Source organism: Streptomyces sp. DSM 118878, assembly GCF_052936595.1.
The window spans coordinates 7,498,127-7,521,672 of sequence record NZ_CP193622.1 but is presented as its reverse complement, the minus strand read 5'-3'; the positions used below and the strand labels follow the sequence as shown (position 1 = coordinate 7,521,672).

The following is a 23,546-nucleotide window of genomic DNA, read 5'->3' as shown; positions in this document are numbered from 1 at the left end:
GAGTGCCTTTCACCTGCGCGTACCTCACGCAACGTGGCCGGGCGGCTACGGACGCGGCCGAAGCCGCCGGGTCACTCCCCGCAGCGTCCGGAGCGCAGCGAGTGCAGGTGCTCGCTGGACTTCCGGGCGAAGGCGAGGGACTCGACCGGGTTGTCGTGCTCGGTCTGCCAGTGGTGGTAGCGCCGCCCCTGGTGGGTGCGTGCCGTCACCTTCGACAGGAACCTCTTGTAGTCGATGTCTCCGTCACCGACGTCGGACATGCGGTAACCGTCGCGGGTCGTCTCGTCGCGGACGCCGTCCTTGACGTGGAAGAGCGGGTAGCGGTGCGGCTGCTTGAGCACGTAGTCGAGGGGGTCGAGGCGAGCGGGCTTGCCGTCCGGGCGCTTGCTGAAGCGGAACTGGGCGCAGAAGGCCCAGTAGATGTCCATCTCCAGGAACACGAAGTCGGGGTCGGTCTCGGCGAGGAGCACGTCATAGAGGCGCACCTTCGGGTTGTCCGTGGCGAAGGAGAACTCTTCGGCGTGGTTGTGCTGGTAGAACTTCATGCCGCGCTTGCGGGCCGCCTCGCCGTACTTGTTGAAGTCCTCGGCGGCGCGCTTCCAGCCGTCCACCGTCGACCCGTAGCGGAAGGGGCCCGAGGCGGTGCCGATGTGCTTGAGGCCGAGGGCCTGGGCGTCGTCGAGGACCTTGGTGAGGTTCTGCGCGAACGTGTACGCGCCGGGGTTGTTGTCGTCGTAGTAGCCCACGTGGGACCCGATGGGGTTCAGGCCGTGGTCGCGGGCCAGCGCCTTGAGCTGGGCCAGGGTGATGGCGCCCGCGGAGCCCTGGGTGTAGCCGGCGAACTCGATCTCGTCGTAGCCGTACTTCTCCAGCTCGGCGAAGACGGGGGCGAATCCGAGGGTCGAGACCTTGTCGCGCAGGCTGTAGAGCTGGATGCCGAGCCGCCCGGGCGGGAGAACGGGACCGCCTCGGCCCTTCTGCCCCGCGACGGCCGGGGTGGCCGCACCACCGACGAGGGCGGCGGCGGTGGCGCCCGCCGCCACACCGAGCATGCCGCGTCGGCTGAGTCTGTGGGCGAGCTCGGTGTCGGCGGACGTCGTCTTGCGGTTCATACGGGTCTCCTCGGCCAAGTCAGGGTCGTGTCAGTCAGGGGCGTGTCAGTCAGGGTCGTGTCAGGGATGGGTTCGAAGAACGGATCAGGGATCACTCGGGGCCGCACCCCGATGGCAGGGCCCGGACCCTCTGGTTCAGTGGGAACCAGGCAACTTCACCGGCGCGGGCCTCTCACTGCAGGCCCGCGAGATGGAGCAGGAGTGATTTCACATCGGTGGCCGCGACGCGGCCGCTGACGGCGCGGGGGGTGGAGCACAGGATGAGCGGACTTTCGTCCTCGCTCGTGGGGAGGCGGCCGTGGCTGCCTCGAATAGGTGCCGGATCCAGGGGCACGACCGCCATGCGGTAGCGCATGCCGAGCTTCTTGCGGGCCAGCGCGCTCGCGGCCTTGACGCGGACGTAGGGGTCCTCGGGGTCCATGAAGAGCTCGACGGGGTCGTAGCCGGGTTTGCGGTGGATCTCGACGAGCTGCGCGAAGTCGGGCGCGCGGTCGTCGTCGAGCCAGTAGTAGTACGTGAACCAGGCGTCGGGCTCCGCGATGGCGACAAGTTCCCCGGCGCGGGGGTGGTCGAGATGATGCGCCTTCTTGCCCTCGTCGTCCAGAAGCTGCTCGATGCCGGGTACGTCCGCGAGCGCGGCTCGGGTGGCTTCGAGGTCTTCGGGGCGGCGGACGTAGACATGGGCGATCTGGTGGTCGGCGACGGCGAAGGCGCGGGAGGCCATCGGGTCGAGGTATTCCATGCCGTCCTGGGTGTGCACTTCGAGCAGCCCCGCACGGCGCAGCACGCGGTTGATGTCAACGGAGCGGTTCACCCGGGTGATGCCGTATTCGGAGAGGGCGACCACCGTGCGGCCCTCGGCCCTGGCGTCGTCGAGGAGCGGGGCGAGGGTCGCGTCCAGGTCGGCGGCCGCCTTGAAGGAGCGCGGGTCGTCGGGGCCGAAGCGCTGTAGGTCGTAGTCGAGATGAGGGAGGTAGCACAGGGCCAGGTCGGGGTCTCGGGTGTCGATGATGTGCCGGGTCGCGTCCACGATCCACTGGCTGGACACGAGGTCGGCGCCGGGCCCCCAGAAGTGGAAGAGCGGGAAGGTGCCGAGTTTTTCCGTCAACTCGTCGTGGAGTTCGGGGGGCCGGGTGTAGCAGTCGGGTTCCTTGCGGCCGTCGGCGTAGTAGACCGGGCGGGGGGTGACGGTGTAGTCGGTGTCCGCCCCCATGGCATACCACCAGCAGATGTTGGCGACGGTGTAGCCGGGGTGTGCCCGGCGGGCGGCGTCCCACAGCTTGTCGCCGGCGACCAGGCCGTTGTGCTGGCGCCACAGCAGTACGTCGCCGAGTTCGCGGAAGTACCAGCCGTTGCCGACGATGCCGTGTTCGGAAGGGGTGGTGCCGGTGAGGAACGTGGACTGGGCGGCGCAGGTCACGGCGGGCAGGACGGTGCCGAGCGGTGCACGGGAGCCGGATTGGCCGAGCGCCTTGAGATGCGGCATGTGGTCGAGGAGACGCGGGGTGAGGCCGACGACGTCCATGACGAGAAGGGGGGTGGGCCGATCGGTTCGGCCACTGGGGAGCTGGCTCATGGGAGTTCCTTCAGGCCGAGGTCCGTCAGGAGGTCGCGGGCGAGGGTGAGCTCGGCGGCGATGCCTTCGGCGAGCTGGGAGCGGCCGCGTGGGCGGAGTGCGGGCGGCAGGGCCTGCCAGGTGTAGGTCTCGACCTCGAGATGGCGGGTGAGGGGGACGGGCCCCCCGACGAGCCGGGCGAGGGCGTCCCGGAGTACGGGGAGTGTGGAGGTGAGCGGTGCGGCGGGAGCCGCGTGGAGCGGGACGTGGAAGTGGGCACGCCAGGGGCTCGTGTCGGGCAGCGCGTGGGAGGTGAGGGCCTCGCCGAGGTCGTCGGTGCCGCGCAGTCCGGAGTCGGTCCGGGTGCGGGTCTGGTGGAGGAAGCGGGGCTCGTCGAAGGCGGCGAGGGCCTCGCGCACATCGGGAAGGTGGGGGTGTTCGGCGTGCAGGGCGGCGGACAACTGGGATTTGACGACGGGGATGCCCGCGCCGGCGAGGGCGTCGAGGGCGGTCGCCGGATCCTCGAAGGAGGTGGCGAGATGGCAGGTGTCGACGCACACACCGATGCGGTCGTGCCCGACGTCGGTCAGCGGGGCGATGGCGTCGGCGGTCGTCTCGACGGTGCAGCCGGGCTCCGGTTCCAGTCCGACGCGGATGGAGCGGCCGGTCAGCTCGGCGAGGGCGTCAAGGCGCTGGGCGAGCGCGGTCAGGGCCGTGCGGGCGGACTCGGCGTGGCCGGCGTCGAAGGGGGTCCGCCAGGCGATCGGAAGGGTGGAGATGGTGCCTTCGGTGACGTCGTCGGGGAGCAGGGAGGCCAGCAGCCGGGCCAGGTCCGTGGTGTGGGTGAGCCGTTCGGGGTCGGTCCAGTCCGGCTTGTACACCCGGTATTTGACCTCGTCGTCACCGAAGCCCTCATAGGGGAAGCCGTTGAGGGTGACGACTTCGAGGCCGCGCCGGTCGAGTTCGGTGCGCAGGCCGCGCAGCGCCGCCGGATCGGTGACGAGGGCGCGAGCGGCGTCCTTGGCGAGCCACAGGCCGATGCCGATGCGGTCCCTGCCGAGCCTCTTGCGGACGGGTTCGCAGTGGTCACGGAGCTGGGCGAGGACTCCGTCGAGGGTCTCGGCCGGGTGGACGTTGGTGCAGTAGGCGAGGTGGACGGTGGAGCCGTCGGGGTGCCTGAAGCGCATGGCTCACGCACCGCCGCGCAGGATGGAGTTTCCCTCGTGGGTGGCGTCGGTGCCGGTGACATCCAGGGCGAGGCGGCCGCTGAGCCCGTAGAAGGCGACGGGGTTGCGCCACAGCACCAGGTCGACGTCGTCCTCGTCGTAGCCCGCCGCGAGCATGGCGTCGGCGACCTTGCGGGTCTTGAGGGGGTCGCTCTTGCCCCAGTCCGCGGCGGAGTTGACCAGGACCCGCTCGGGCCCGAAGTCCCGGAGGATGGCGACCATCCTCTCCTCGTCCATCTTGGTGTCGGGGTAGACGGAGAAGCCGAGCCAGCAGCCGCTGTCCTTGGCCTCCTTCACGGTGGTTTCGTTGAGGTGGTCGATCAGGACGCGGTCCAGCGGCAGGGCGGACTCCCGCACGACGTCGATGGTGCGGCGCAGGCCCGTGAGCTTGTCCCGGTGCGGCGTGTGCACGAGAGCGGGCAGCTCGTGGTCGGCCGCGAGCTGCAACTGGGTGGCGAGCGCGGCGTCTTCGGCCGGCGTCATGGAGTCGTAGCCGATCTCGCCCACGGCGACGACGTTGTCCTTGAGGAGGTAGCGCGGCAGTTCGTCGAGGACCGGCGTGCAGCGCGGATCGTTCGCCTCCTTGGGGTTGAGGGCGATCGTGCAGTGGTGGGCGATGCCGTACTGGGCGGCGCGGAAGGGTTCCCAGCCGAGGAGGGAGTCGAAGTAGTCGAAGAAGGAGGCGGGCGAGGTGCGGGGCTGGCCGAGCCAGAAGGCCGGTTCCACCACCGCGCGGACACCCGCCGCATACATCGCCTGGTAGTCGTCGGTGGTGCGGGACGTCATGTGGATGTGGGGGTCGAAGATGCGCATCGGGACTCCTACTCCTCGCCGGTGGAAGGGGCCACAGGGCCGGTGGGCGCGGCCGGGGTTGCGGCACTCACCGGATCGGTCAGGGACAGCACGCGGTGCAGATCGTCCGGCACGTCACGCCCGGCCGCGGTGCGTTCGCTCGCGAAGTCGGACAGCATGCGGGCGAGCTCCCTATCGCCCGCGGCCCGCCTGGCGAGATCGGCGACGGCATTCACGGGGACACCGGTGAACAGGCACTTGAGGACGGCGTGGCGCCAGTCGTGCGGGGCGAGGTGCTCCGCGGCGTACGGGCCTACGGCTGCCGCGACGAGCCGCGTGTCATTGGTGCGCAGGGCGTCCTCGACCAGCGGCAGGGCTTCGGGCCCCGGCACCAGGTGCGGCAAGGCGTGCAGAACGGCACGACGCTCGGGGGCGGTGCCCTGGCCGTAGACGCGGGCGAGGGTGGCCGGGGCGGCGGACGCCGTGTGCAGGAGCAGGACGCGGGCGGCGTCGGCGCGGTCGGCCCCGCAGCGCCGCCCGGCTTCGGCGAGCCGCAGCTCCCAGGTGGGGACCGACCTCTGCGTCGGCTGCTCCGGACGCCCGGCGTGGGCCGCGGCTTCGGCGAGGGCCTGGTCGAGCCAGGCGCGGGCGGCTCCGCCGAGGTCGGCTTCGAGACGCGTACGGAGGGCGACGATCCCGGGGGTGTCGGTCACGCTGTTCCTCCTTCGGCGGACGCGAGTGCCCCAGCTCGCCGCCCCGAGGCCACGGCCTTACGGAGGAACTCGATCGACTCCGTGGCGAGCTGTGGCCCGGCGTGGGAGTGGCGGGGCAGTTCGACGACGGTCAGGCCTTGGTAGCCGCCGGCGGCCAGGGCTTCGAGGACGGGCGGGAAGTCGATCTCCCCGTCACCGAAGGGCAGGTGCTCGTGGACGCCGCGGCGCATGTCCTCGATCTGGACGTGGTGCAGCCAGGGAGCGGCGGCGCGTACGCAGTCGGCGGGAGGGAGCGGTTCGAGGCACTGGCAGTGGCCGATGTCGAGGGTGAGGCCGAGGAGGCCGGGATCGGGAGCGCCGAGTTCGGCACGGAGGCGGTGGAAGTCGGCGAGTGAGGAGAGGAGGTGGCCGGGTTCGGGTTCGACGGCGAGCGGGATGCCGGCGGTGGCGGCGGCTTCCAGGACGGGGCCGAGGGCGTCGGCCAGCCGCTTCCAGGCGAGGTCGTCGGGGGTGTCGGCCGGGGTGATGCCGCTGAAGCAGTGCACGGCGTGGGCGTTCAGGTCGGCGGCGACCTGGACGGCACGGATCAGCAGCCGGACGCGTTCGGATCGGCGCTCCGGGTCGGGGTCGAGGAGGGAGGGGCCGTGTTTGCGGCGCGGGTCGAGTACGTAGCGGGCGCCGGTTTCGATGGTGGCGGTCAGGCCGAGGCGGTCGAGCCTGCGGGCCACGTGGCGGGTGCGTTCGGCGAGGTCGGGGGCGAGGGGGTCGAGGTGCATGTGGTCGAGGGTGAGTCCGACGCCCGCGTAGCCGAGGTCGGCGAGGAGGCCGAGGGCGTCGTCGAGGCGGAGGTCGGTGAGGCCGTTGGTGCCATAGCCGAAGCGGATACCGCCGGGAAGGGCGTCGGTGGGGCGGGAAACGGTGTCGCTCATGTGACGCTCACCTTCCGTGCGAACCTGCGGGCGGCCGGGACGAGTGCGGCGGTGAACAGAGCGGTGCCCACGGCTCCGGCCCGGGCGGCGAGCGCCGCCTGGAGCGGGATCATGGCGCGGATTCCACCGCCGACGGCCCGTTGGGTGAGCGGAGGTGAGGGATTGAGCACCGCGTGGAAGAGAGGCTTGGCGGCGGTGCCGACGTAGGCGAGAGCGAGGGCGGCGCGCAGGACCTGGCGTGGCGCGACACGGGTGTCGGCGGTGCCGAGCGAAGGAGCGTGACGCACGCGGGAGCCCGAGTCACCGCCGTGGGCGCCGGACCCGTCTTCGCGGTCGCCCGGAGCTCCGTTGACGGCGCCGGGAGCTCCGCCGCCCACGAGTCGTCCCACCACTCCCGCGACAACCAGCGCGGCCAGGGGGGCTGCTGAGGAGCCGCCCTGGGCCTCGCGGCGGGATACTACCGTCACCGCGAGGGTGTGCGTTGCGAGGGCGGTGGCCGAGGGCAGGGCAGCCCTGGTGGGGCGGCGGTCGCCCGGGCCTGCCGTGGCTGTCGCGCCGAGGAGAAGGTCGAGGCCTCGGGCGGCGGCCATGGCTGCCGGGCCGGCGGGGGTGTGCTTCAGGCCCAGGTCGTAGGCCCAGACGGTGCCTGCGAGGGCGCCCGCCACCGCAAGGGCCGGGCGGCCGGCGCGGGCGGCGGCGGTGAGGCCCGCCGCGGTGAGCGCGGTGGCCGCGGCCAGGGCCGCGGGAGGGGCGATGCGGCCGGAGGGCAGCGGGCGTTCGGGGCGTTCGACGGCGTCCTGTGCCTGGTCGGCCCAGTCGTTGAGGGCCATGCCGGCTTCGTACAGGCAGAGGGAGGAGGTGATGGCGAGGAGGGTGCGGCGGTTGGGCGTCAGGCCGGTCGTCGCCGCTCCGGCGAGGGCGTCGCCGGGGACGGTGAACAGCGCGGGCAGGCGCAGCAGTTCGGCCCAGTCGCGGGCGGCGGTCATCGGGCGTCCCGGAGGCGGTCGGCGAAGCCGAGCAGGGCCGTGTACTGCTCGCCCAGGGCCGCCGGGGCGCCGGCGTCCGGGTCCTTGAAGTAGAAGGCGAGCTCCGGCAGCGGGCCGGTGATGCCGCGTTCGTGGGCTCGGGCGATCAGGCGGGCCAGGTCGAGGATCAGGGGTGCCGCGAGGGCGGAGTCGCAGCCCTGCCAGGTGGTCTGCAACACCATGCGGGTGCCGAGGAAGCCGTCGAAGGCGATGTGGTCCCAGGCGGTCTTCCAGTCGCCGAGGGAGGGGACGTCGTCGATGTGGACCTGGCCCTCGGGGGTGGTGCCCAGGGTGTCGGCGAGTACGCGTTCCTTGCCGGCGTTCTTGGCCGCCGCGGCGGCGGGGTCGGCGAGGGCGGCGCCGTCACCGCCGCCGAGAAGGTTGGTGCCGGACCAGGCTCGTACGGCGAGCGCGCGTTGGGCGAACATCGGTCCGAGCACCGACCGCAGGAGGGTCTGGCCGGTCTTGCCGTCGCGGCCTGCGTGGGGCAGCGCGGCGGCGAGGGCCGCTTCGGACAGTCCGGGGTGGTGCAGGCCCGTGGAGGGGGTGAAGTTCACGTAGGGGCAACCGGCCCTGAGTGCGGCCGCCGCGTAGAGCGAACTGGCGGGCAGCCGCCCCTCATCGCCCCCGTCGGCGGTAAGCGGTTCCGTGGACGCCACGTTCACCACGATCGTGCGCGCCAGGCCCCGGCGCCGGGTGAAGTCGCGCAGGTCTTGCGCGAAGGCGGCCATCAGTTCCTCGTCGGTGCGGGTGTCGCCCGGCAGGGGGCCGCCGGGGCGGATCTCGTTGTCGGCAGCGGTGAGCTCGGCGCGGACGGCCGAGGGGAGGCTGTGCGGCAGGACGCCGCCTGCGGCGAGTTCCTCGGCCCGCTTGGGCAGGGGGCAGTTCGCGGTGTCATGGCCGCCGAAGACCAGTGACGACAACTCCGGCAGTCCGCAGTCGGCGAAGGGTGGCGTCTCCGTGACCATGCCGATGGGTGGTTGCAGCCCGGCGGCCACGGCCGCGCATCCCGCGACGGCGGTGGTCGCGACCGAACCACGGGCGCCGATCAGCCAGACACCGACGGGAGAGGGGGAGAGCGCGGATGTGGACATGGGAGCCTCCTGCCATGACGCGGGGAAATCGCGACGCGAGGTACAGATGACGTGGGTGACATGGAGTGGGGAGTGTGGAGTGACGCACCGGCCGTCGAGAGGCCCAAGACGGCGGGCGGAGGTCCGGCGTCCTCCGCCCGCCGTCGTCTAGCGGCCCCCTCCTGAGCCTGGCTCCGGGGAAGAGGAGGTCTCCTTCAGGCGGATGTCGCGGAAGGAGACCTCATCGGAGTCACCGTGGTTCTGGATGCCGATGTGCCCCTGGCGCAGGCTGCGTGCCGGATCGGTGTTGGTGAAATCGTTGACCTTGACACCGTTGAGGTAGACGCGAAGGCGTTCGCCCTCGACGCGGATCTCGTAGGTGTTCCACTCCCCCGGCGGGTTCAGCGCCTTGTCGCGCTTCTTCAGGTCGGCGGAGCGGAAGCCGTAGACGGAGCCCGTCGTCTTCTCGGGGACGTCCGTGGCGTCGATCTGGATCTCGTAACCGTTGTTGACGGCCGACCAGGGATCGTCGGAGGCCGGGAAGCCCACGAAGATGCCGGAGTTGTCGTCCCCGGACATCCGCCAGTCCAGCTTGAGCGAGTACGAGCCGAGCTCGCGCCGGTCGTACCAGAGCATGCCCATACCGCCGACGGTCGACAGTGTTCCGTCGTCCTCCTTCAGGGCGAAGGAGCCGGGGCCCGCCTGCTTCCAGCCTGCCAGTGAGGCCGCCGTGCCGTCGAAGATCGGCGTGTAGCCCTTCTCGGGCCGGCAGTCGGCCTGGACGGCGCCGACCGCCCAGCGGATGCCGCCGAGCAGATGCCGGCGGAAGGCCGGTTCGGCGTAGGACTCCTTGGTGTGGCCGCCGCCGGTGTAGAAGGAGCGGCCGCCCTGGTAGTCCTGACACCAGGCGATCGGGTGGTCCCCCGACATGGTGCCGCCGGAGTACGACGACTCGTCGAGGGTGGCCAGGACGCGGGCCCGGTCGCGCGGGTTGGAGCGGTAGTTGTACCACTCGTCGGTGCGCTCCCAGGCGCCGCTGCCCAGATGGGCGGTGGCCGGGTGGGCGTGGTCCTCGACGTGGACCTCGGCCCGCTGTATCGCGGGGTGCGACTGGAAGTAGGCGCCCGCGAGCCCGCCGTAGAAGGGCCAGTCGTACTCGGTGTCGGCGGCGGCGTGTACGCCGACGTAGGCGCCGCCGCCCCGGACGTAGCGCTCGAAGGCGCGCTGTTGGGTGGCGTTGAGGACGTCGCCCGTGGTGGAGAGCCAGACGACGGCGTCGTAGCGGCTGAGGTTCTTGGCGGTGAAGGCTCCGGCGTTCTCGGTGGCGTCCACGCTGTAACCGTTGGCGGCTCCGAGCTCCCTGATGGTCTGGATACCTGTGGGGATCGAGTCGTGCCGGAAGCCCGCCGTCTTGGAGAAGACGAGGACCCTTTCACCGGCCGCCTTGCCCCCGCCTCGGCCCTGCGCCTCGCCCTGCGCCTCCTCCTGCTCCTTCCCTTGGCTGGGCTTGGACGCCGCCGGGCCGGACACGCACCCGATGAGCAGAGCGGCCGCCGCCGTCGCGGTGAGAAGCCGAGCTCGTTTACGCATGGTGGTCACTCCCCTCTCAGTCGGAAGCCGTGGCCGACGTGCCGTTGGCCGACACGTCGTTGGCCGACTTCGTGGCCGCCGCCTTCGTCGTGAAGGTGAAGTCGTCGACCTCGTAGAGCGCCCCGGAGCCCTTGCCCTTGAAGACCAGGTAGAGCGTGGTGGTCTTGGCGGGCGGCCGGGTGATCTTGGTGCTGACGTCGGCGTACGTCTCCCACGAGCCGGTCGGCGTGACCTTCGCCGTGCCGAGCAGCTTGCCCTTCACGGAACCGCTGCGGACCTCCAGGGTGCCGCCGGCTCCGGCGGACGCGACCCGCGCGGTCAGCTTCGTGGCGTTGCCGAGGATGTACGGCTTGAAGGAGATCCAGTCGCCGTTGTGGATGTCACCGACCGTCTTGCCTCCGTGCGCCGGGGTGTGGTTCACCACGGAGACACCCTTGGACTCGTTGTAGTGCTCGCCCTGGCGGTGCTTGGGCTGGACGACGTTCTGGTCGTGGGTGGTCAGCGCGGGCTGGCCGTTGGCGCCCTTGTCGGTGTACTCCGCGTCGAAGACCCCGAAGATGTTGGCGTTCGGGTCGTGCTCGCCGTCCGCGGAGGTCTGGATGGTGCCGGAGCAGCCGTTGGCCGAGGTGACGGGGTGGCCGTGGCTGTCATGGCCGAGGATGTGGGTGACCTTGACCTTCGCGCAGTCGACGGGCCCGGAGGCGCCGTCTTCGGGATCGGTGACCTTCACCTTGAAGGGCACCTTGTCGCCGAAGGTGAAGAGCTGGCCGTCACCGGGGAGCTCCAGGGTGACCTTGGGCGCGGTGTTGCCGACGGTGACGTGCGCGCTGGCGGAGCCGGTGCGTCCGGTGGAGTCCTTGACGGTCACGGTGGCGGTGTAGACGCCGTTCTTCTTGTACGTGTGCGTCGGGTTCTGCTGGGTCGACTTGTCGCCGTCGCCGAAGTCCCAGGCGTAGGTCAGGGTGCCGCCGTCGGCGTCCGTGGCCTTCGCGGTGAACTTGGTGCGCAGCGGGGCCTGGCCGCTGGTCACCGACGCGCCGGCCTCGACGACCGGGGAGTGGCCGTCGGTGGCGTTCTCGATGCGGAAGAGCCCGGAGTTCTCGTCGCCGCCGAACCAGGCGGTGCCGTAGTCGAGGACGTAGAGGGCGCCGTCGGGGCCGAACTCCATGTCCATCACCTGGGTTCCCGTCCACGGGAAGGCGTTGATGGACTGCACGGTGCCGTCCGAGCCGTGCTCGATGCGCTTGATCCAGCGGCGGCCGAACTCACCGGCGAAGAAGTCACCGTCGTAGGCCTCGGGGAACTTCACGGGCGAGGTGTTGTCCGCGTCGTAGCGGTAGACCGGGCCGCCCATGGGGGACTCGGAGCCCGAGCCGAACTCGGGGACGGAGCCGCCGTCATACGGTATCCACGCTTCCTGCGCGGGCGGCAGGTCGGTGCGGCCGGTGTTGTGGCGTGACTCGTTCTTGGGTGCCGCGCAGTCGAAGGCCTCGCCGGAGGTGCCGGTGGCGAAGTCGTAGTCGACGTACGCGTCGTTCTTGCCGGTGCAGAAGGGCCAGCCGAAGTTGCCCGGCTTGGTCACGCGGGCGAACTCGACCTGGCCCGCGGGGCCGCGCTTGGGGTCGGCGGCACCCGCGTCGGGGCCGTAGTCGCCGACGTAGACCGTGCCGGTGGGCTTGTCGACGCTCATGCGGAAGGGGTTGCGGAAGCCCATCGCGTAGATCTCGGGGCGGGTCTTGTCGGTGCCCGGCGCGAAGAGGTTGCCGTCCGGGACGGTGTACGAGCCGTCGTCGGCGACCTTGATGCGCAGGATCTTGCCGCGCAGGTCGTTGGTGTTGCCGGCGCCGCGGCGGGCGTCGAAGGCGGGGTTGCGGTCCGCGCGCTCGTCGAGGGGCGTGAAGCCGTCCGAGGCGAAGGGGTTGGAGTCGTCACCCGTCGACAGGTAGAGGTTGCCGTCCTTGTCGAAGTCGATGTCGCCACCGACGTGGCAGCAGATGCCGCGGCTCGCGGGGACGTCGAGGACCTTCTTCTCACTGGTGTTGTCGAGGGTGCCGTCGGCCTTGAGGACGAAACGGGAGAGGCGGTTGACGCCGTCGAACTTCTTGAAGTCCTCGGCCGTGCCGGTCTCCGGGGCGTCGCCCGCCGGAGTGTCGAGCGGGGGCGCGTAGTAGAGGTAGATCGCGCGGTTCTCGCTGAACTTCGGGTCGAGGCCGACGCCTTGCAGGCCCTCTTCGTCGTGCGAGTAGACCGGTATCTTGCCGGCGATCTTGGTGTTGCCCGCGGCGTCGGTGAGACGCAGCGTGCCGTCGCGGGAGGTGTGCAGGACCGAGCGGTCGGGGAGCACGGAGAGCGTCATCGGCTCGCCCGTCTCCGCCGCGCCCTTGGCGAGCGTGACCTGCTGGAAGTCTTCGGCGACGGGGGCGGCCGCCGAAGGCGGGTCCGCCGGTGCGGCACCGGCTTGGGGTACGGCGAGGGCCAGGGACGCACCGGTGAGCAGTGCGCCGGTGACCAGGGCGAGGGACTTATGGAATCTCAGGCGTTTCCTGTGCACGGAAGTTCCTCCGAAAGGGGGACGGTCGTACGCGGGTGCTTGCGCCGTGCGCCGGGGTGCGCCGTCACCCCGGTCAGTGCGTGTCCTGTACACCTCAGGGACGGTAGCCACGTTCGTCCCGGGCGGAAAGCCCTTGCGCGGCATTGAAGTTGAACTTTTTCCCGTCACTGGACAAACAGCCTTCGGGTAAGTCAGTCGGAGCCGCCGAACGCGGCGTCGAACGACGCCGTCGGTGCCTCGAAGTCGTACGCCTTGAGGCGCTTGAGGGCCTCGGGGGCGCCCTGGAGGCGGTCCATGCCCGCGTCCTCCCACTCCACCGAGACCGGGCCCTCGTACGCGATGGAGCGCAGCATGCGGAAGACGTCCTCCCACGGCACGTCCCCGTGTCCGGCCGACACGAAGTCCCAGCCGCGCCGCGGGTCGCCCCACGGGAGGTGGGAGCCGAGGCGGCCGTTGCGGCCGTCCAGGCGGCGCCGGGCCTCCTTGCAGTCGACGTGGTAGATGCGGTCGCGGAAGTCGTACAGGAACCCGACCGGGTCGAGGTCCTGCCAGACGAAGTGCGAGGGATCGAAGTTGAGGCCGAAGGCGGCGCGGTGGTTGACCGCCTCCAGGGCCTTGTGGGTGGTCCAGTAGTCGTATGCGATCTCGGAGGGATGCACCTCGTGGGCGAACCGGACGCCTTGCGCGTCAAAGACGTCCAGGATCGGGTTCCAGCGCTCGGCGAAGTCCTCGTAGCCCCGTTCGATCATGGATTCGGGGGCCGGCGGGAACATCGCGACCAGATGCCAGATCGAGGATCCCGTGAAGCCGACGACGGTGTCGACGCCGAAGGCGGCAGCCGCCCGTGCCGTGTCCTCGATCTCGGCGGCGGCCCGCTGCCGCACGCCCTCCGCGTCGCCGTCGCCCCAGATGCGGGCGGGCAGGATCGCCTGGTGCCGCTCGTCGATGATCGCGTCACAGACGGCCTGACCGACGAGGTGGTTGGAGATCGCCCAGCACTTGAGCCCGTACTTGTCGAGCAGTGCGTGCCGCCCCTTCAGATAGGCGGGATCGGCGAGCGCCTTGTCAACCTCGAAGTGGTCGCCCCAGCAGGCGAGTTCGAGTCCGTCGTAACCGAAGTCGCGGGCGAGCCCGCACACCTCTTCGAGCGGCAGATCGGCCCACTGACCGGTGAAGAGCGTGAACCTACGGGGCATGACCGGGGCCTCCTCGGGCGGGAAACAGGCGGAACGCAGACGGGACGCAGACGGGATGGGGCAAAGGGACGAGCAAGGGGGGCAGGCCGGCCGTCAGACCGGCACCTTCGTGTACACGGAGTTCTTCGCCGCGCTCTCCTCGACCGCCGCGAGGACCCGCTGCACGGAGAGCCCGTCGGCGAAGGACGGTTCGGTCCGCGCCCCCGTGGCGATGGCGAGCAGCAGGTCACGGGCCTGGTGCACGAAGGTGTGCTCGTAGCCGAGGCCGTGCCCCGGCGGCCACCAGGCCTCCACGTAGGGGTGTTCCGGCTCGGTCACCAGGATGCGGCGGAAGCCGGAGGAGACGGCGGGCTCGGTGTGGTCGTGGAAGGAGAGCTCGTTCAGGCGCTCCAGGTCGAAGGCGAGCGAGCCCTCGGAGCCGTTCAGTTCGAGCCGCAGCGCGTTCTTGCGGCCCGCGGCGAAGCGCGTCGCCTCGAAACTGGCGAGCGCCCCGGAGGGGAACCGGCCGGTGAAGACCGCCGCGTCGTCGACCGTGACCGTGCCGCGCCGCGCGCCCCCGGCCGCGGTGAGACCACTGGACGCCCCGTCGAGCAGCGGCCGCTCGCGTACGAAGGTCTCGGTGAGCGCGGATACCCCCGCCACCCGCTCCCCCGCCAGGTACTGCGCCAGGTCGACGATGTGCGCGCCCAGGTCGCCGAGCGCCCCGGACCCCGCGCGGTCCTTGCGGAGCCGCCAGGTGAGCGGGAACTCCGGGTCGACCAGCCAGTCCTGGAGGTAGGTCATGCGTACGTGGCGCAGCGCGCCGAGCCGCCCCTCGGCGACCATCCGCCGGGCGAGGGCGAGGGCGGGCACCCGGCGGTAGTTGAAGCCGACCATCGCCACCTGCCCCCGCGCACGGGCCCGCTCGGCGGCTTCGACCATGGCCTCGGCCTCGTCGACGGTGTTGGCCAGGGGCTTCTCGCAGAGCACGTGTTTGCCCGCGTCGAGCGCGGCTATGGCGATCTCCGCGTGGCTGTCACCGGGGGTGCAGATGTCGACGATGTCGACGTCGTCCCTGGCTATCAGGGCCCGCCAGTCGGTCTCGGCGGCGGCCCAGCCGAGCCGGTCGGCGGCGGCGCGGACGGCGTCGGCGTCCCGGCCGCAGACCGCCGCGAGCGCCGGTTCGACCGGCAGGTCGAAGACGCGCCCCACGGTGCGCCAGCCCTGGGAGTGGGCGGCGCCCATGAAGGCGTATCCGACCATGCCCACGCCCAGTGGCCGCTTCCCCGCCCCGGGGTCGGGCTCGCCCTGCTCGGAACCACGCGAATCGCGCTCACGCATGCGGTAATCCTCCTGATCGACGCTCGGTGGGGGGTGCGGACGCGCGTATCACTTGAAGCCGGTGGACATGTACTGGCCGACGTTCTCCTTGTCCACGACGGCCGAGTAGCACGTGACGAAGGACGGGATCTCGAACTCCGCCATGCCGCTGATCCCCTTGCTCTGCCCGAGGGCGCGCGCGAGGTCGATCGCGGACGCGGCCATGGTGGGCGGGTAGAGGACGGTGGCCTTCAGGACGCTGTTGTCGGACTCGATGGCCTGGAAGGCGGAGAGCGCGCCGGCCCCGCCGACCATCAGGAAGTCGTCGCGCCCTGCCTGCTTGATGGCGCGCAGGGCGCCCACGCCCTGGTCGTCGTCGTGGTTCCACAGGGCGTCGAAGTTCTTCTGCGCCTGGAGGAGCTGGGACATCTTCGACTGGCCCGACTCGACGGTGAAGTCGGCGGCCTGCCGGGCGACCTTCTCGATGTTCGAGTAGTTCTTCAGGGCGTCGTCGAAGCCCTTGGAGCGCTGCTTGGTGAGTTCGAGGTTGTCGAGCCCGGCGAGCTCCACCACGCGCGCGTTCTTCTTGTCCTTCAGCTTCTCGCCGATGTAGTGACCGGCGCTGAGGCCCATCCCGTAGTTGTCGCCGCCGATCCAGCAGCGGTAGGCCTGCGGGGACGCGAAGACGCGGTCCAGGTTGACGACGGGGATGCCGGCCTTCATCGCCTTGAGGCCGACCTGGGTGAGCGCCTTGCCGTCGGCCGGAAGGATGACCAGGACGTCGACCTTCTTGTTGATGAGCGTCTCGACCTGGCCGATCTGGGCGGCGGTGTCGTTGGAGCCCTCGGTGGCCTCCAGGGTGACGTCGGAGTACTTCTCCGCCCGCTTCTTGGCCTGGTCGTTGATCGCGTTGAGCCAGCCGTGGTCGGCCTGCGGGCCCGCGAAGCCGACGGTGACCTTCTTGCCCGGCTTGTCGTCGGCGACCTGCTGGTCCTTGTCGTCCGAGCCCTCGTTCTCCGGCTCGTTGCTGGTGCATCCCGCGAGCAGGGCTCCGGAGGACAGTGCGGCGGCTCCGAACAGGAGACCTCTGCGGCTCGTGTTGGATGGCATGAGTGAACCCCTCAGCTCAGTGATGGTTGGCCGTACGTCGTTGGACGAGCACCGCGGCGACGATGATCGCGCCCTTGGCGATCTGCTGGGTCGCGGTCTCCAGGTTGTTGAGCGCGAAGATGTTGGTGATCGTGGTGAAGATCAGCACGCCGAGCACGGAGCCGACGATGGTGCCCCGGCCGCCGCTGAGCAGGGTCCCGCCGATGATCGCGGCGGCGATGGCGTCGAGTTCGTAGAGGTTGCCGTTGGTGTTCTGTCCCGAACCGGCGAGGATGATCAGCAGGAACGCCGCGATGCCGCAGCAGAGCCCGGAGAGCAGGTACAGGTAGAGCCGCTGCCTGCGCACGTCGATGCCGGCCAGGCGCGCCGCCTCCGCGTTGCCGCCCACCGCGACGGAACGCCGCCCGAAGGTGGTGCGGTTGAGCAGCAGCCAGCCGACGACGGTGACGGCGGCGAAGACCATGACGAGCGGCGGTATGCCGAGGATGTAGGACTCGCGCTCGCCGAGTTCGAGCACCCCGTCGACGGTGACCATCTGCGTCTTGCCGTCGGTGATCTGAAGGGCGAGACCGCGGCCCGACGCCAGCATGGCGAGGGTGGCGATGAACGGCACTATCCCGCCGTACGCGATGAGCACACCGTTGACCAGACCGCACCCCATGCCGACGACGACGGCGGTGAAGAGGATGCCGGCGAAGCCGTACTCCTGGGTGGCGACGGTGGTGGCCCACACGGAGGCGAGGGCGACGATCGCGCCGACGGACAGGTCGATGCCGCCGGAGATGATCACGAAGGTCATGCCGACGGTGACGATGCCGATGACGGACGCCTGGGTGAGGACCAGTTGGAGGTTGTCGGTGTCGAGGAACGAGTCGGGCTGGGTGACACCGCCGATCAGGATCAGTACGGCGAGCACGCCGAGCAGCGAGAGCGTGCGCACGTCGGCACGGGCCAGTGTGGCGCGCCAGGGGCTGCCGCCGTCGGCCGGGGCGGGCTTGCGGTCGGCGGCCTCGGCCGCCGGGGCGGACTGGGTCATGACGCCGGGCTCCCTTCGAGGACGAGGTCGAGTACACGGTGTTCATCGAGGTCACGGGCGGGTGCGCGGTGCACGACGCGGCCTTCGCGCAGGACGAGGACGCGGTCGGCGAGGCCGAGCACCTCGGGCACCTCGCTGGAGACGAGGAGTACGGCGAGGCCCTCGTCGGCGAGCCGGCGGATCACCGCGTACAGCTCGGCGCGGGCGCCGACGTCGACGCCGCGGGTGGGCTCGTCGAGCAGCAGGACGCGGCAGCCGCGGAGCAGCCAGCGGGCGAGTACCGCCTTCTGCTGGTTGCCGCCGGAGAGGGTGCGCACGGGGACGTGGGGCTGGTCGGGGCGGAGCGACAGCTCGCGGGTGGCGGCGCGCGCGGCGCGCAGCTCCGCGCCCCGGTCGATCCAGCCGCCGCGCGAGAAGCGGGACATGGAGGAGACCGACACGTTGCGCGTGACGGACTCCAGCATGAGCAGGGCCTGCGCCTTGCGCTCCTCGGGCGCGAGGCCGAGCCCCGCGCGGACGGCGGCGCGGACGCTGCCGGGGCGCAGCGTTTCACCGCCCACGCTCACCTGCCCGGCGCTCGCCCTGCGGGCCCCGTAGATCGTCTCCAGGATCTCGGAGCGTCCGGAGCCGACGAGTCCGGCGAGGCCGACGATCTCGCCGGGGCGCAGATCGAGGTCGAGCGGTTCGAACTCGCCGCGGCGGGTGAGTCCCCGTAGCGTCAGCACCGGTTCCGCGGTGGGTGGTTCGGTCGGGCGGTCGGGGAAGACGTATTCGAGGTTGCGGCCCGTCATCAGTGCCACGAGGTCCCTGGTGGGCGTCTCCTTCGCGGGCAGGCCGCCCGCCACGGCGCGCCCGTCCTTGAGGACGGTGACGCGGTCGCCGATGCGGCGGATCTCCTCCAGGCGGTGCGAGATGTAGACGACGGCGACGCCGTCAGCGGTGAGATCGCCGACGATGCGGAAGAGGTTGTCGACCTCGTCCGGGTCGAGGGCGGCGGACGGCTCGTCCATGACGATGAGACGCACCTCGTGGGAGAGCGCGCGGGCCATCGAGACGATCTGCTGCTGGGCGGCGGAGAGCTCGCCGACGAGCCGCCCGGGTTCGATCTCGCCGTGCCCGAGTCGCTTGAGCAGTGCGGCCGTTGACGCCTTGGCCTCGCGTCCGCGGACGACGAAGCCCGCGGCGGTCGGCTCGTGCCCGAGGTGGACGTTCTCGGCCACGGACAGGTGCTCCACCAGGTCGAGTTCCTGGTAGATGGTGGCGATGCCCAGGCGCATGGCGGCGATCGGCGACTTGAGCGTGGCGCGTTCGCCGCGCCAGGTGATCTCGCCGCCGTCGGGCTGGTGGGCGCCGGCGAGGACCTTGATGAGCGTGGACTTCCCGGCGCCGTTCTGGCCCAGGAGGCAGTGCACTTCCCCGGCCTGGACCTGGAGGTCGACGCCGTCGAGCGCGCGGACGCCGGGGAACGACTTGGTGATGCCGGACATGGTGAGCAGCGGTGGTTCTGGTGCCATGACGGTTCCCATCGGCGGCGGCCGCAGCAGGGCAGGGCAGGGCGGATTGAGGGCAGGCTGAAGCGAGGCGGGGCGCGGTGCGCCTTCAGCGGGGCGGGACCGGCGGAGCCGGGTGAATTCGGGCGGGGCGGGGCAGGGCGAGGCAGGGCGCTGTGCTGGGTGACGTGTTCGTGCGTGCCGTACGTGAGGTGCGTACCGGTCAGGCCGGTGAGAACAGGTGGTCGCTGATGAGCCGGGCGCCGCCGATGACTCCGGCGGTGGGTCCGAGCTCACCGAGGACGATCGGGAGGTTGCCGGTCGCCAGGGGCAGCGACTGGCGGTAGACCTGGGTGCGGATCGCGGCGAGCAGCGTGTGGCCGAGTCCGGTCACACCGCCGCCGATCACCACGAGGCCGGGGTTGAAGAAGCTGACCAGGCCGGCGATGACCTGGCCGGTGCGGTTGCCGCCCTCGCGGATGAGGTCGAGGGCGGTGGGGTCGCCCGCGGCGGCGGCCGCCGCGACGTCGACGGCGCTGAGCCGCCCGGTCGCGTCGAGCCGCATGGCGAGCTCCGCGGAACGCCCCTCCCTGGCCGCCTCCTCGGCGTCGCGGGCGAGCGCCGCGCCGCTGAAGTAGGCCTCCAGGCAGCCCCGGTTGCCGCAGGCGCAAGGGCGTCCTTCCGGCTCGGCCTGGATGTGGCCGATGTCGCCGGCGCTGCCCGTCGTACCGCGGTAGACCTCACCGCCGACGACGATGCCGCAGCCGATGCCGGTGCCGATCTTGACGCAGAGGAAGTCGCCCACGGAACGGGCCACGCCCGCGTGCTGCTCCCCCATCGCCATGAGGTTCACGTCGTTGTCGACCATGACGGGGCAGCCGAGGTCCTGGCTGAGGGCCTCCCGTACGGGAAAGCCGTCCCAGCCCGGCATGATCGGCGGCGCGACCGGCACGCCTTCGGGGAAGCGGACGGGCCCGGGGACGCCGATCCCGGCGCCGTCGAACCCTTCCGCGAGCCCGGAGGCCTTCAGCTTGGCCGCCATGGCGAGGACCTGCTCGAAGACCGCGACCGGGCCCTCCCGCACGTCCATGGGCTGGTTGATGTGGCCGAGGACCTCAAGCTCCGCGTTGGTGACCGCGACGTCGACCGAGGTCGCGCCGATGTCCACGCCGAGGAAGCGGAGGGCCGGGGCCAGGCGGATGTTGTGGGAGCGGCGGCCGCCGCGCGAGGCGGCGAGCCCGTCGGCCACCACGAGGCCGGTCTCCAGGAGCCGGTCGACCTCGACGGCCAGTTTGGACCGCGAGAGGTCGACCTGATCACCCAGTTGCGCACGGGAGTTGGGACCCCCGTCACGCAGAAGTCTGAGCAGCCGCGCCTGGTGACCGTTGGCGGGTCGAGCCGTCATACGTCTCACGCGCCCCTCCCCGCCTCTTCGGGCTTCCCATGCCGGTGCCCTCCGGCGGTCGGTACGCGATCCGCCGTCTTCGGGCTTCCTTCAGGCTTTCGAGGGGAACGTAGCAGTGCCTGCCGAGAGTGGGAAGAACTTGAGCGCGAATTAGCCACGACTTTCTCCAGTCACAGGACAAAGGAGTCGCGGGCCTCCGTTACCGAGGGCTCAGCCGACCGGCTCCCTCTGCATGCACCAGGTCCTCGGGCCGCCCTCCGGCAGCGTCACCTCCGCGGTGACGGCGAAGCCGAGCCGCTCGTAGAACCGCACGTTGCGCTCGGTGGAGGTCTCCAGGAAGGCCGGGTGGCCCGCCCGGTCTGCGGCTTCGAGGCCGGGCCTGATCACCGCGCCGCCGAGCCCCTGCCCCTGCGCCCAGGGGTTGACCCCGACCGTGGCGAGGAACCACGCGGGGCGCGTCGGACGGAAGGGCTCCAGCGCGCGCTCGGCCGACTCGAAGAAGGCCGCGCGGTCCCCGGCGAGTTCACCGATCCGCGGCCCGATCTCGGCGAAGCCGGGCCCGGGATCGCGCTCCGGGGTGGTCCACACGGCGACGGCCCGGCCCGCGTCCGCCACCCAGACCCGCCCGTACTCCATGCCGATCCGGGTCAGGAACAGCTCCTGCAAGCGGCGCACCCGCTCCTGGTGACCCTCGGCCGCGACGACGTGCCGCGTGAAGGAGTAGTCGGCGAAGGCCTTGGCCAGGGTGTCCACGGCCACCGGCAGGTCTCCCGGCCGCGCGGGACGTACAAGGTGGTCGGCGGTCATGTCTGTCTCCGGATCTCGCGACGGCTTACCTCCGGGGTAATCGACGCCTCCGGGGGCGGTGCCGCACGATGGTGCTCCGCCACGCCCCCCAATCCGCCACGCCCCCCAGTGGAAGGTCACCCCATGTCGGACACCCTGCCGCAGAACGACCTCCGTGCCCAACTGCTTTCCGTCGTCCCCTTCGCCGGGCACCTCGGCATCACCTTCGACGAGGCGGGGCCCGAGCGGGTGGAGGGCACCCTGCCGTGGTCCGCGGAGCTGTGCACCGCGGGTGGTGTGCTGCACGGCGGCGCGGTGATGTCGCTGACGGACACGGTCGGCGCGGTCTGCGCGTACCTCAACCTCCCCGACGGCGCGATCACCTCGACGATCGAGTCCAAGACGAACTTCCTGCGCGCCGTGCGCTCCGGGACGGCCCGCGCGGTGGCCCGGCCGCTGCACATCGGCGGCTCCTTCATCGTCGTACAGACGGAGGTGTACGACGATCAGGGGCGGCTCGCCGGGCAGACCACGCAGACGCAGGCGGTCCTCGCGGCCAGGAGCAAGTAGGCGCGCGGCCACGCTACGGGCAGCGCACGACCTGCCCCGCGTACGAGAGGTTCCCGCCGAAGCCGAAGAGCAGGACGGGGTCGCCGGAGCGCAGCTCTCCCCGCTCGACCAGCTTCGACAGGGCCATCGGGATGCTCGCCGCCGAGGTGTTGCCGGACTCGATGACGTCGCGCGCGATGACGGCGTGCGTCGCGCCGATGCGCTCGGCGAGCGGCTGGATGATCCGCAGGTTGGCCTGGTGCAGGACGACTCCGGCCAGGTCGGCGGGGGTGAGCCCGGCGCGCTCGCAGGCCTCGCGGGCGAGCGGCGGCAGCCGGGTGGTCGCCCAGCGGTAGACGCTCTGCCCCTCCTGGGCGAAGCGGGGCGGGGTGCCCTCGATGCGTACGGCGTTGCCCATCTCGGGCACCGAGCCCCACAGGACGGGGCCGATGCCGGGCTCCTCGCCGGGCCGGCACGCCTCGACGACGACGGCGCCCGCGCCGTCGCCGGTCAGTACGCAGGTCGTGCGGTCCGTCCAGTCCGTGACCTCGGACATCTTGTCCGCGCCGATGACCAGGGCGCGGGTCGCGGCACCCGCCCGTACGGTGTGGTCGGCGGTGGCGAGGGCGTGGGTGAAGCCGGCGCACACGACGTTGACGTCCATGGCGCAGGGCGACGGGATGCCGAGGCGGGCGGAGACCCGGGCGGCCATGTTGGGCGAGCGGTCGATCGCCGTGGAGGTGGCGACGAGCACCAGGTCGATCGCGTCGGCGGTCAGTCCCGCGGCGGCCAGGGCCTTGCCGCCGGCGTGCGCCGCCAGCTCGTCGACCGGCTCCTCGGGGCCCGCGATGTGACGGGTGCGGATGCCCACCCGGGAGCGGATCCACTCGTCGCTCGTGTCGACCAGACCTGCGAGTTCCTCGTTGGTGAGGACTCTGGCGGGCTGATAGTGGCCGACGGCGGCGATGCGTGAGCCGTGCATGGACGGGTCCCCCTTGTTGCCGGAGATGCGGGACCTTCCAGTCTGGCCAGCGACTGACGAGTAAGGGTGCAGGTAAAGCGACAGGAAAGCCGCGTTCGCTTTGGATGCTTCTCATGAGCTGATAACCCTCCGAAGAGGCGGGTGCACGCGTGTGCGATCCCGTACGGGGAGTGACCCATGGCCGGCTGCGGGCGTGGCTCCCCGTGCAGGACAATCTCTGCGTCAAGGGCCGCTTCGGCTACCAGCACGTACAGAACCGGGACTGATCAAGCCATGGGACGAGTCACCGAGCGCCGCAAGGTCATCCGGATCCGCGAGGGGCACGTCTCCGAGCGGCCCGACACCCTCGTCGCCGAGGAGCCCCTGGAGATCCGGCTGAACGGCAAGCCGCTCGCCATCACCATGCGCACACCGGGCGACGACTTCGCGCTCGCCGCCGGGTTCCTGGTCAGCGAGGGTGTGCTCGGCGCGGCAGACGACCTCCGGTCGATCGTCTACTGCGCCGGGGCGAGTGCCGACGGCGTCAACACGTACAACGTCGTGGACGTGCGGACCGCCCCGGACGTCGTGCTCCCCGACATCACGCTCGAACGCAACGTGTACACGACCTCCTCCTGTGGTCTGTGCGGCAAGGCGAGCCTGGACGCGGTCCGCACCACGGCCCGCTTCCCGATCGCCGACACTCCGCCGGTCCTGCTCGGTGTCGACGTGCTCGCGAGCCTGCCCGACCGGCTGCGCGAGTCCCAGCGGGTCTTCGAGCGGACCGGGGGCCTGCACGCGGCGGCGCTCTTCTCCGAGGAGGGCGAACTGCTCGACATCCGGGAGGACGTGGGGCGGCACAACGCCGTCGACAAGCTCGTCGGGCGGGCGCTCCAGGACGGGCGGCTCCCGCTGTCGCGCTCCGTCCTCCTCGTCTCCGGGCGCGCCTCCTTCGAGCTCGCCCAGAAGGCGGTGATGGCGGGCATTCCGGTCCTCGCCGCCGTCTCCGCGCCGTCGTCGCTCGCCGTCGACCTGGCCGCCGAGAGCGGCCTCACCCTGGTCGGCTTCCTCCGGGGCTCCTCCATGAACGTGTACGCGGGCGAGCACCGCGTCGCCCTGCGCGCCGCGGCCGCCCAGGGCTGATCCCC

At 71.3% G+C, this 23,546-nt stretch carries 20 protein-coding genes; 2 read left to right on the top strand and 18 right to left on the bottom strand.

The features are described from left to right. Positions 1–71 precede the first annotated feature (71 nt). The 17 genes from ACRAKF_RS32590 to ACRAKF_RS32510 all read right to left on the bottom strand — a co-directional run bounded on the left by ACRAKF_RS32590 (position 72) and on the right by ACRAKF_RS32510 (position 20,909). Entirely contained in the window at positions 72–1,112 is a 1,041-nt protein-coding gene (locus ACRAKF_RS32590; RefSeq protein WP_447041406.1) for a sugar phosphate isomerase/epimerase family protein, read from the bottom strand. A 172-nt stretch (positions 1,113–1,284) separates the two neighbouring features. Beyond that, positions 1,285–2,688, bottom strand: coding sequence for an alkaline phosphatase family protein (locus ACRAKF_RS32585; protein WP_447041404.1), 1,404 nt, complete (start codon positions 2,686–2,688; stop codon positions 1,285–1,287). Beyond that, positions 2,685–3,854, bottom strand: coding sequence for a metabolite traffic protein EboE (eboE, locus tag ACRAKF_RS32580; protein WP_447041403.1), 1,170 nt, complete (start codon positions 3,852–3,854; stop codon positions 2,685–2,687). The genes ACRAKF_RS32585 and eboE overlap by 4 nt, the downstream gene beginning before the upstream one ends. 3 nt (positions 3,855–3,857) lie before the next feature. Beyond that, a complete protein-coding gene (locus ACRAKF_RS32575; RefSeq protein ID WP_447041402.1) occupies positions 3,858–4,706 on the bottom strand; it encodes a TatD family hydrolase in 849 nt (282 codons plus the stop codon). Between the two features lie 8 nt (positions 4,707–4,714). Continuing rightward, on the bottom strand, positions 4,715–5,398 hold the full coding sequence (locus ACRAKF_RS32570) for an EboA domain-containing protein (RefSeq protein WP_447041401.1): 684 nt from the start codon (positions 5,396–5,398) through the stop codon (positions 4,715–4,717). After that, entirely contained in the window at positions 5,395–6,327 is a 933-nt protein-coding gene (locus ACRAKF_RS32565; protein ID WP_447041400.1) for a sugar phosphate isomerase/epimerase family protein, read from the bottom strand. Before ACRAKF_RS32565 ends, ACRAKF_RS32570 begins: the two co-directional genes overlap by 4 nt. Continuing rightward, positions 6,324–7,313, bottom strand: a complete 990-nt coding sequence (locus ACRAKF_RS32560) for an SCO3242 family prenyltransferase (RefSeq protein ID WP_447041399.1) — start codon at positions 7,311–7,313, stop codon at positions 6,324–6,326. Before ACRAKF_RS32560 ends, ACRAKF_RS32565 begins: the two co-directional genes overlap by 4 nt. Then, entirely contained in the window at positions 7,310–8,446 is a 1,137-nt protein-coding gene (locus ACRAKF_RS32555; RefSeq protein WP_447041398.1) for an inositol-3-phosphate synthase, read from the bottom strand. The genes ACRAKF_RS32560 and ACRAKF_RS32555 overlap by 4 nt, the downstream gene beginning before the upstream one ends. 147 nt (positions 8,447–8,593) lie before the next feature. Further along, on the bottom strand, positions 8,594–10,015 hold the full coding sequence (locus ACRAKF_RS32550; RefSeq protein WP_447041396.1) for a ThuA domain-containing protein: 1,422 nt from the start codon (positions 10,013–10,015) through the stop codon (positions 8,594–8,596). 16 nt (positions 10,016–10,031) lie between these two features. Beyond that, the gene (locus ACRAKF_RS32545) at positions 10,032–12,566 is read right to left on the bottom strand and encodes a PQQ-dependent sugar dehydrogenase (protein WP_447041395.1); all 2,535 of its coding nucleotides are present in this window, start codon (positions 12,564–12,566) and stop codon (positions 10,032–10,034) included. Between the two features lie 191 nt (positions 12,567–12,757). Next, positions 12,758–13,762: a sugar phosphate isomerase/epimerase family protein gene (locus tag ACRAKF_RS32540; RefSeq protein ID WP_447041394.1), complete on the bottom strand. Its 1,005-nt coding sequence runs from the start codon at positions 13,760–13,762 to the stop codon at positions 12,758–12,760. Between the two features lie 93 nt (positions 13,763–13,855). Further along, positions 13,856–15,082, bottom strand: coding sequence for a Gfo/Idh/MocA family protein (locus ACRAKF_RS32535; protein ID WP_447041393.1), 1,227 nt, complete (start codon positions 15,080–15,082; stop codon positions 13,856–13,858). 48 nt (positions 15,083–15,130) lie between these two features. Beyond that, positions 15,131–16,171, bottom strand: a complete 1,041-nt coding sequence (locus ACRAKF_RS32530; protein ID WP_447041391.1) for a substrate-binding domain-containing protein — start codon at positions 16,169–16,171, stop codon at positions 15,131–15,133. 16 nt (positions 16,172–16,187) lie between these two features. Then, complete coding sequence (locus tag ACRAKF_RS32525) at positions 16,188–17,207, bottom strand: ABC transporter permease (RefSeq protein ID WP_447041390.1); 1,020 nt, start codon at positions 17,205–17,207, stop codon at positions 16,188–16,190. Then, on the bottom strand, positions 17,204–18,721 hold the full coding sequence (locus ACRAKF_RS32520; RefSeq protein WP_447041388.1) for a sugar ABC transporter ATP-binding protein: 1,518 nt from the start codon (positions 18,719–18,721) through the stop codon (positions 17,204–17,206). The genes ACRAKF_RS32525 and ACRAKF_RS32520 overlap by 4 nt, the downstream gene beginning before the upstream one ends. Positions 18,722–18,920: 199 nt before the next feature. Beyond that, on the bottom strand, positions 18,921–20,102 hold the full coding sequence (locus ACRAKF_RS32515) for an ROK family protein (RefSeq protein ID WP_447041386.1): 1,182 nt from the start codon (positions 20,100–20,102) through the stop codon (positions 18,921–18,923). A gap of 210 nt (positions 20,103–20,312) precedes the next feature. Beyond that, entirely contained in the window at positions 20,313–20,909 is a 597-nt protein-coding gene (locus ACRAKF_RS32510; RefSeq protein ID WP_447041384.1) for a GNAT family N-acetyltransferase, read from the bottom strand. A gap of 123 nt (positions 20,910–21,032) precedes the next feature. Between ACRAKF_RS32510 and ACRAKF_RS32505 the strand changes: the two genes are divergently transcribed. After that, the gene (locus ACRAKF_RS32505) at positions 21,033–21,458 is read left to right on the top strand and encodes a PaaI family thioesterase (RefSeq protein ID WP_447041383.1); all 426 of its coding nucleotides are present in this window, start codon (positions 21,033–21,035) and stop codon (positions 21,456–21,458) included. 13 nt (positions 21,459–21,471) lie between these two features. Here the strand turns inward: ACRAKF_RS32505 and ACRAKF_RS32500 are convergent, their stop codons facing one another. Then, positions 21,472–22,419: a beta-ketoacyl-ACP synthase III gene (locus ACRAKF_RS32500; protein ID WP_447041382.1), complete on the bottom strand. Its 948-nt coding sequence runs from the start codon at positions 22,417–22,419 to the stop codon at positions 21,472–21,474. Between the two features lie 273 nt (positions 22,420–22,692). On the opposite strand from ACRAKF_RS32500, the gene fdhD reads away from it, so the two are divergent. Beyond that, entirely contained in the window at positions 22,693–23,541 is an 849-nt protein-coding gene (fdhD, locus tag ACRAKF_RS32495; RefSeq protein ID WP_447041381.1) for a formate dehydrogenase accessory sulfurtransferase FdhD, read from the top strand. Positions 23,542–23,546 lie beyond the last annotated feature (5 nt).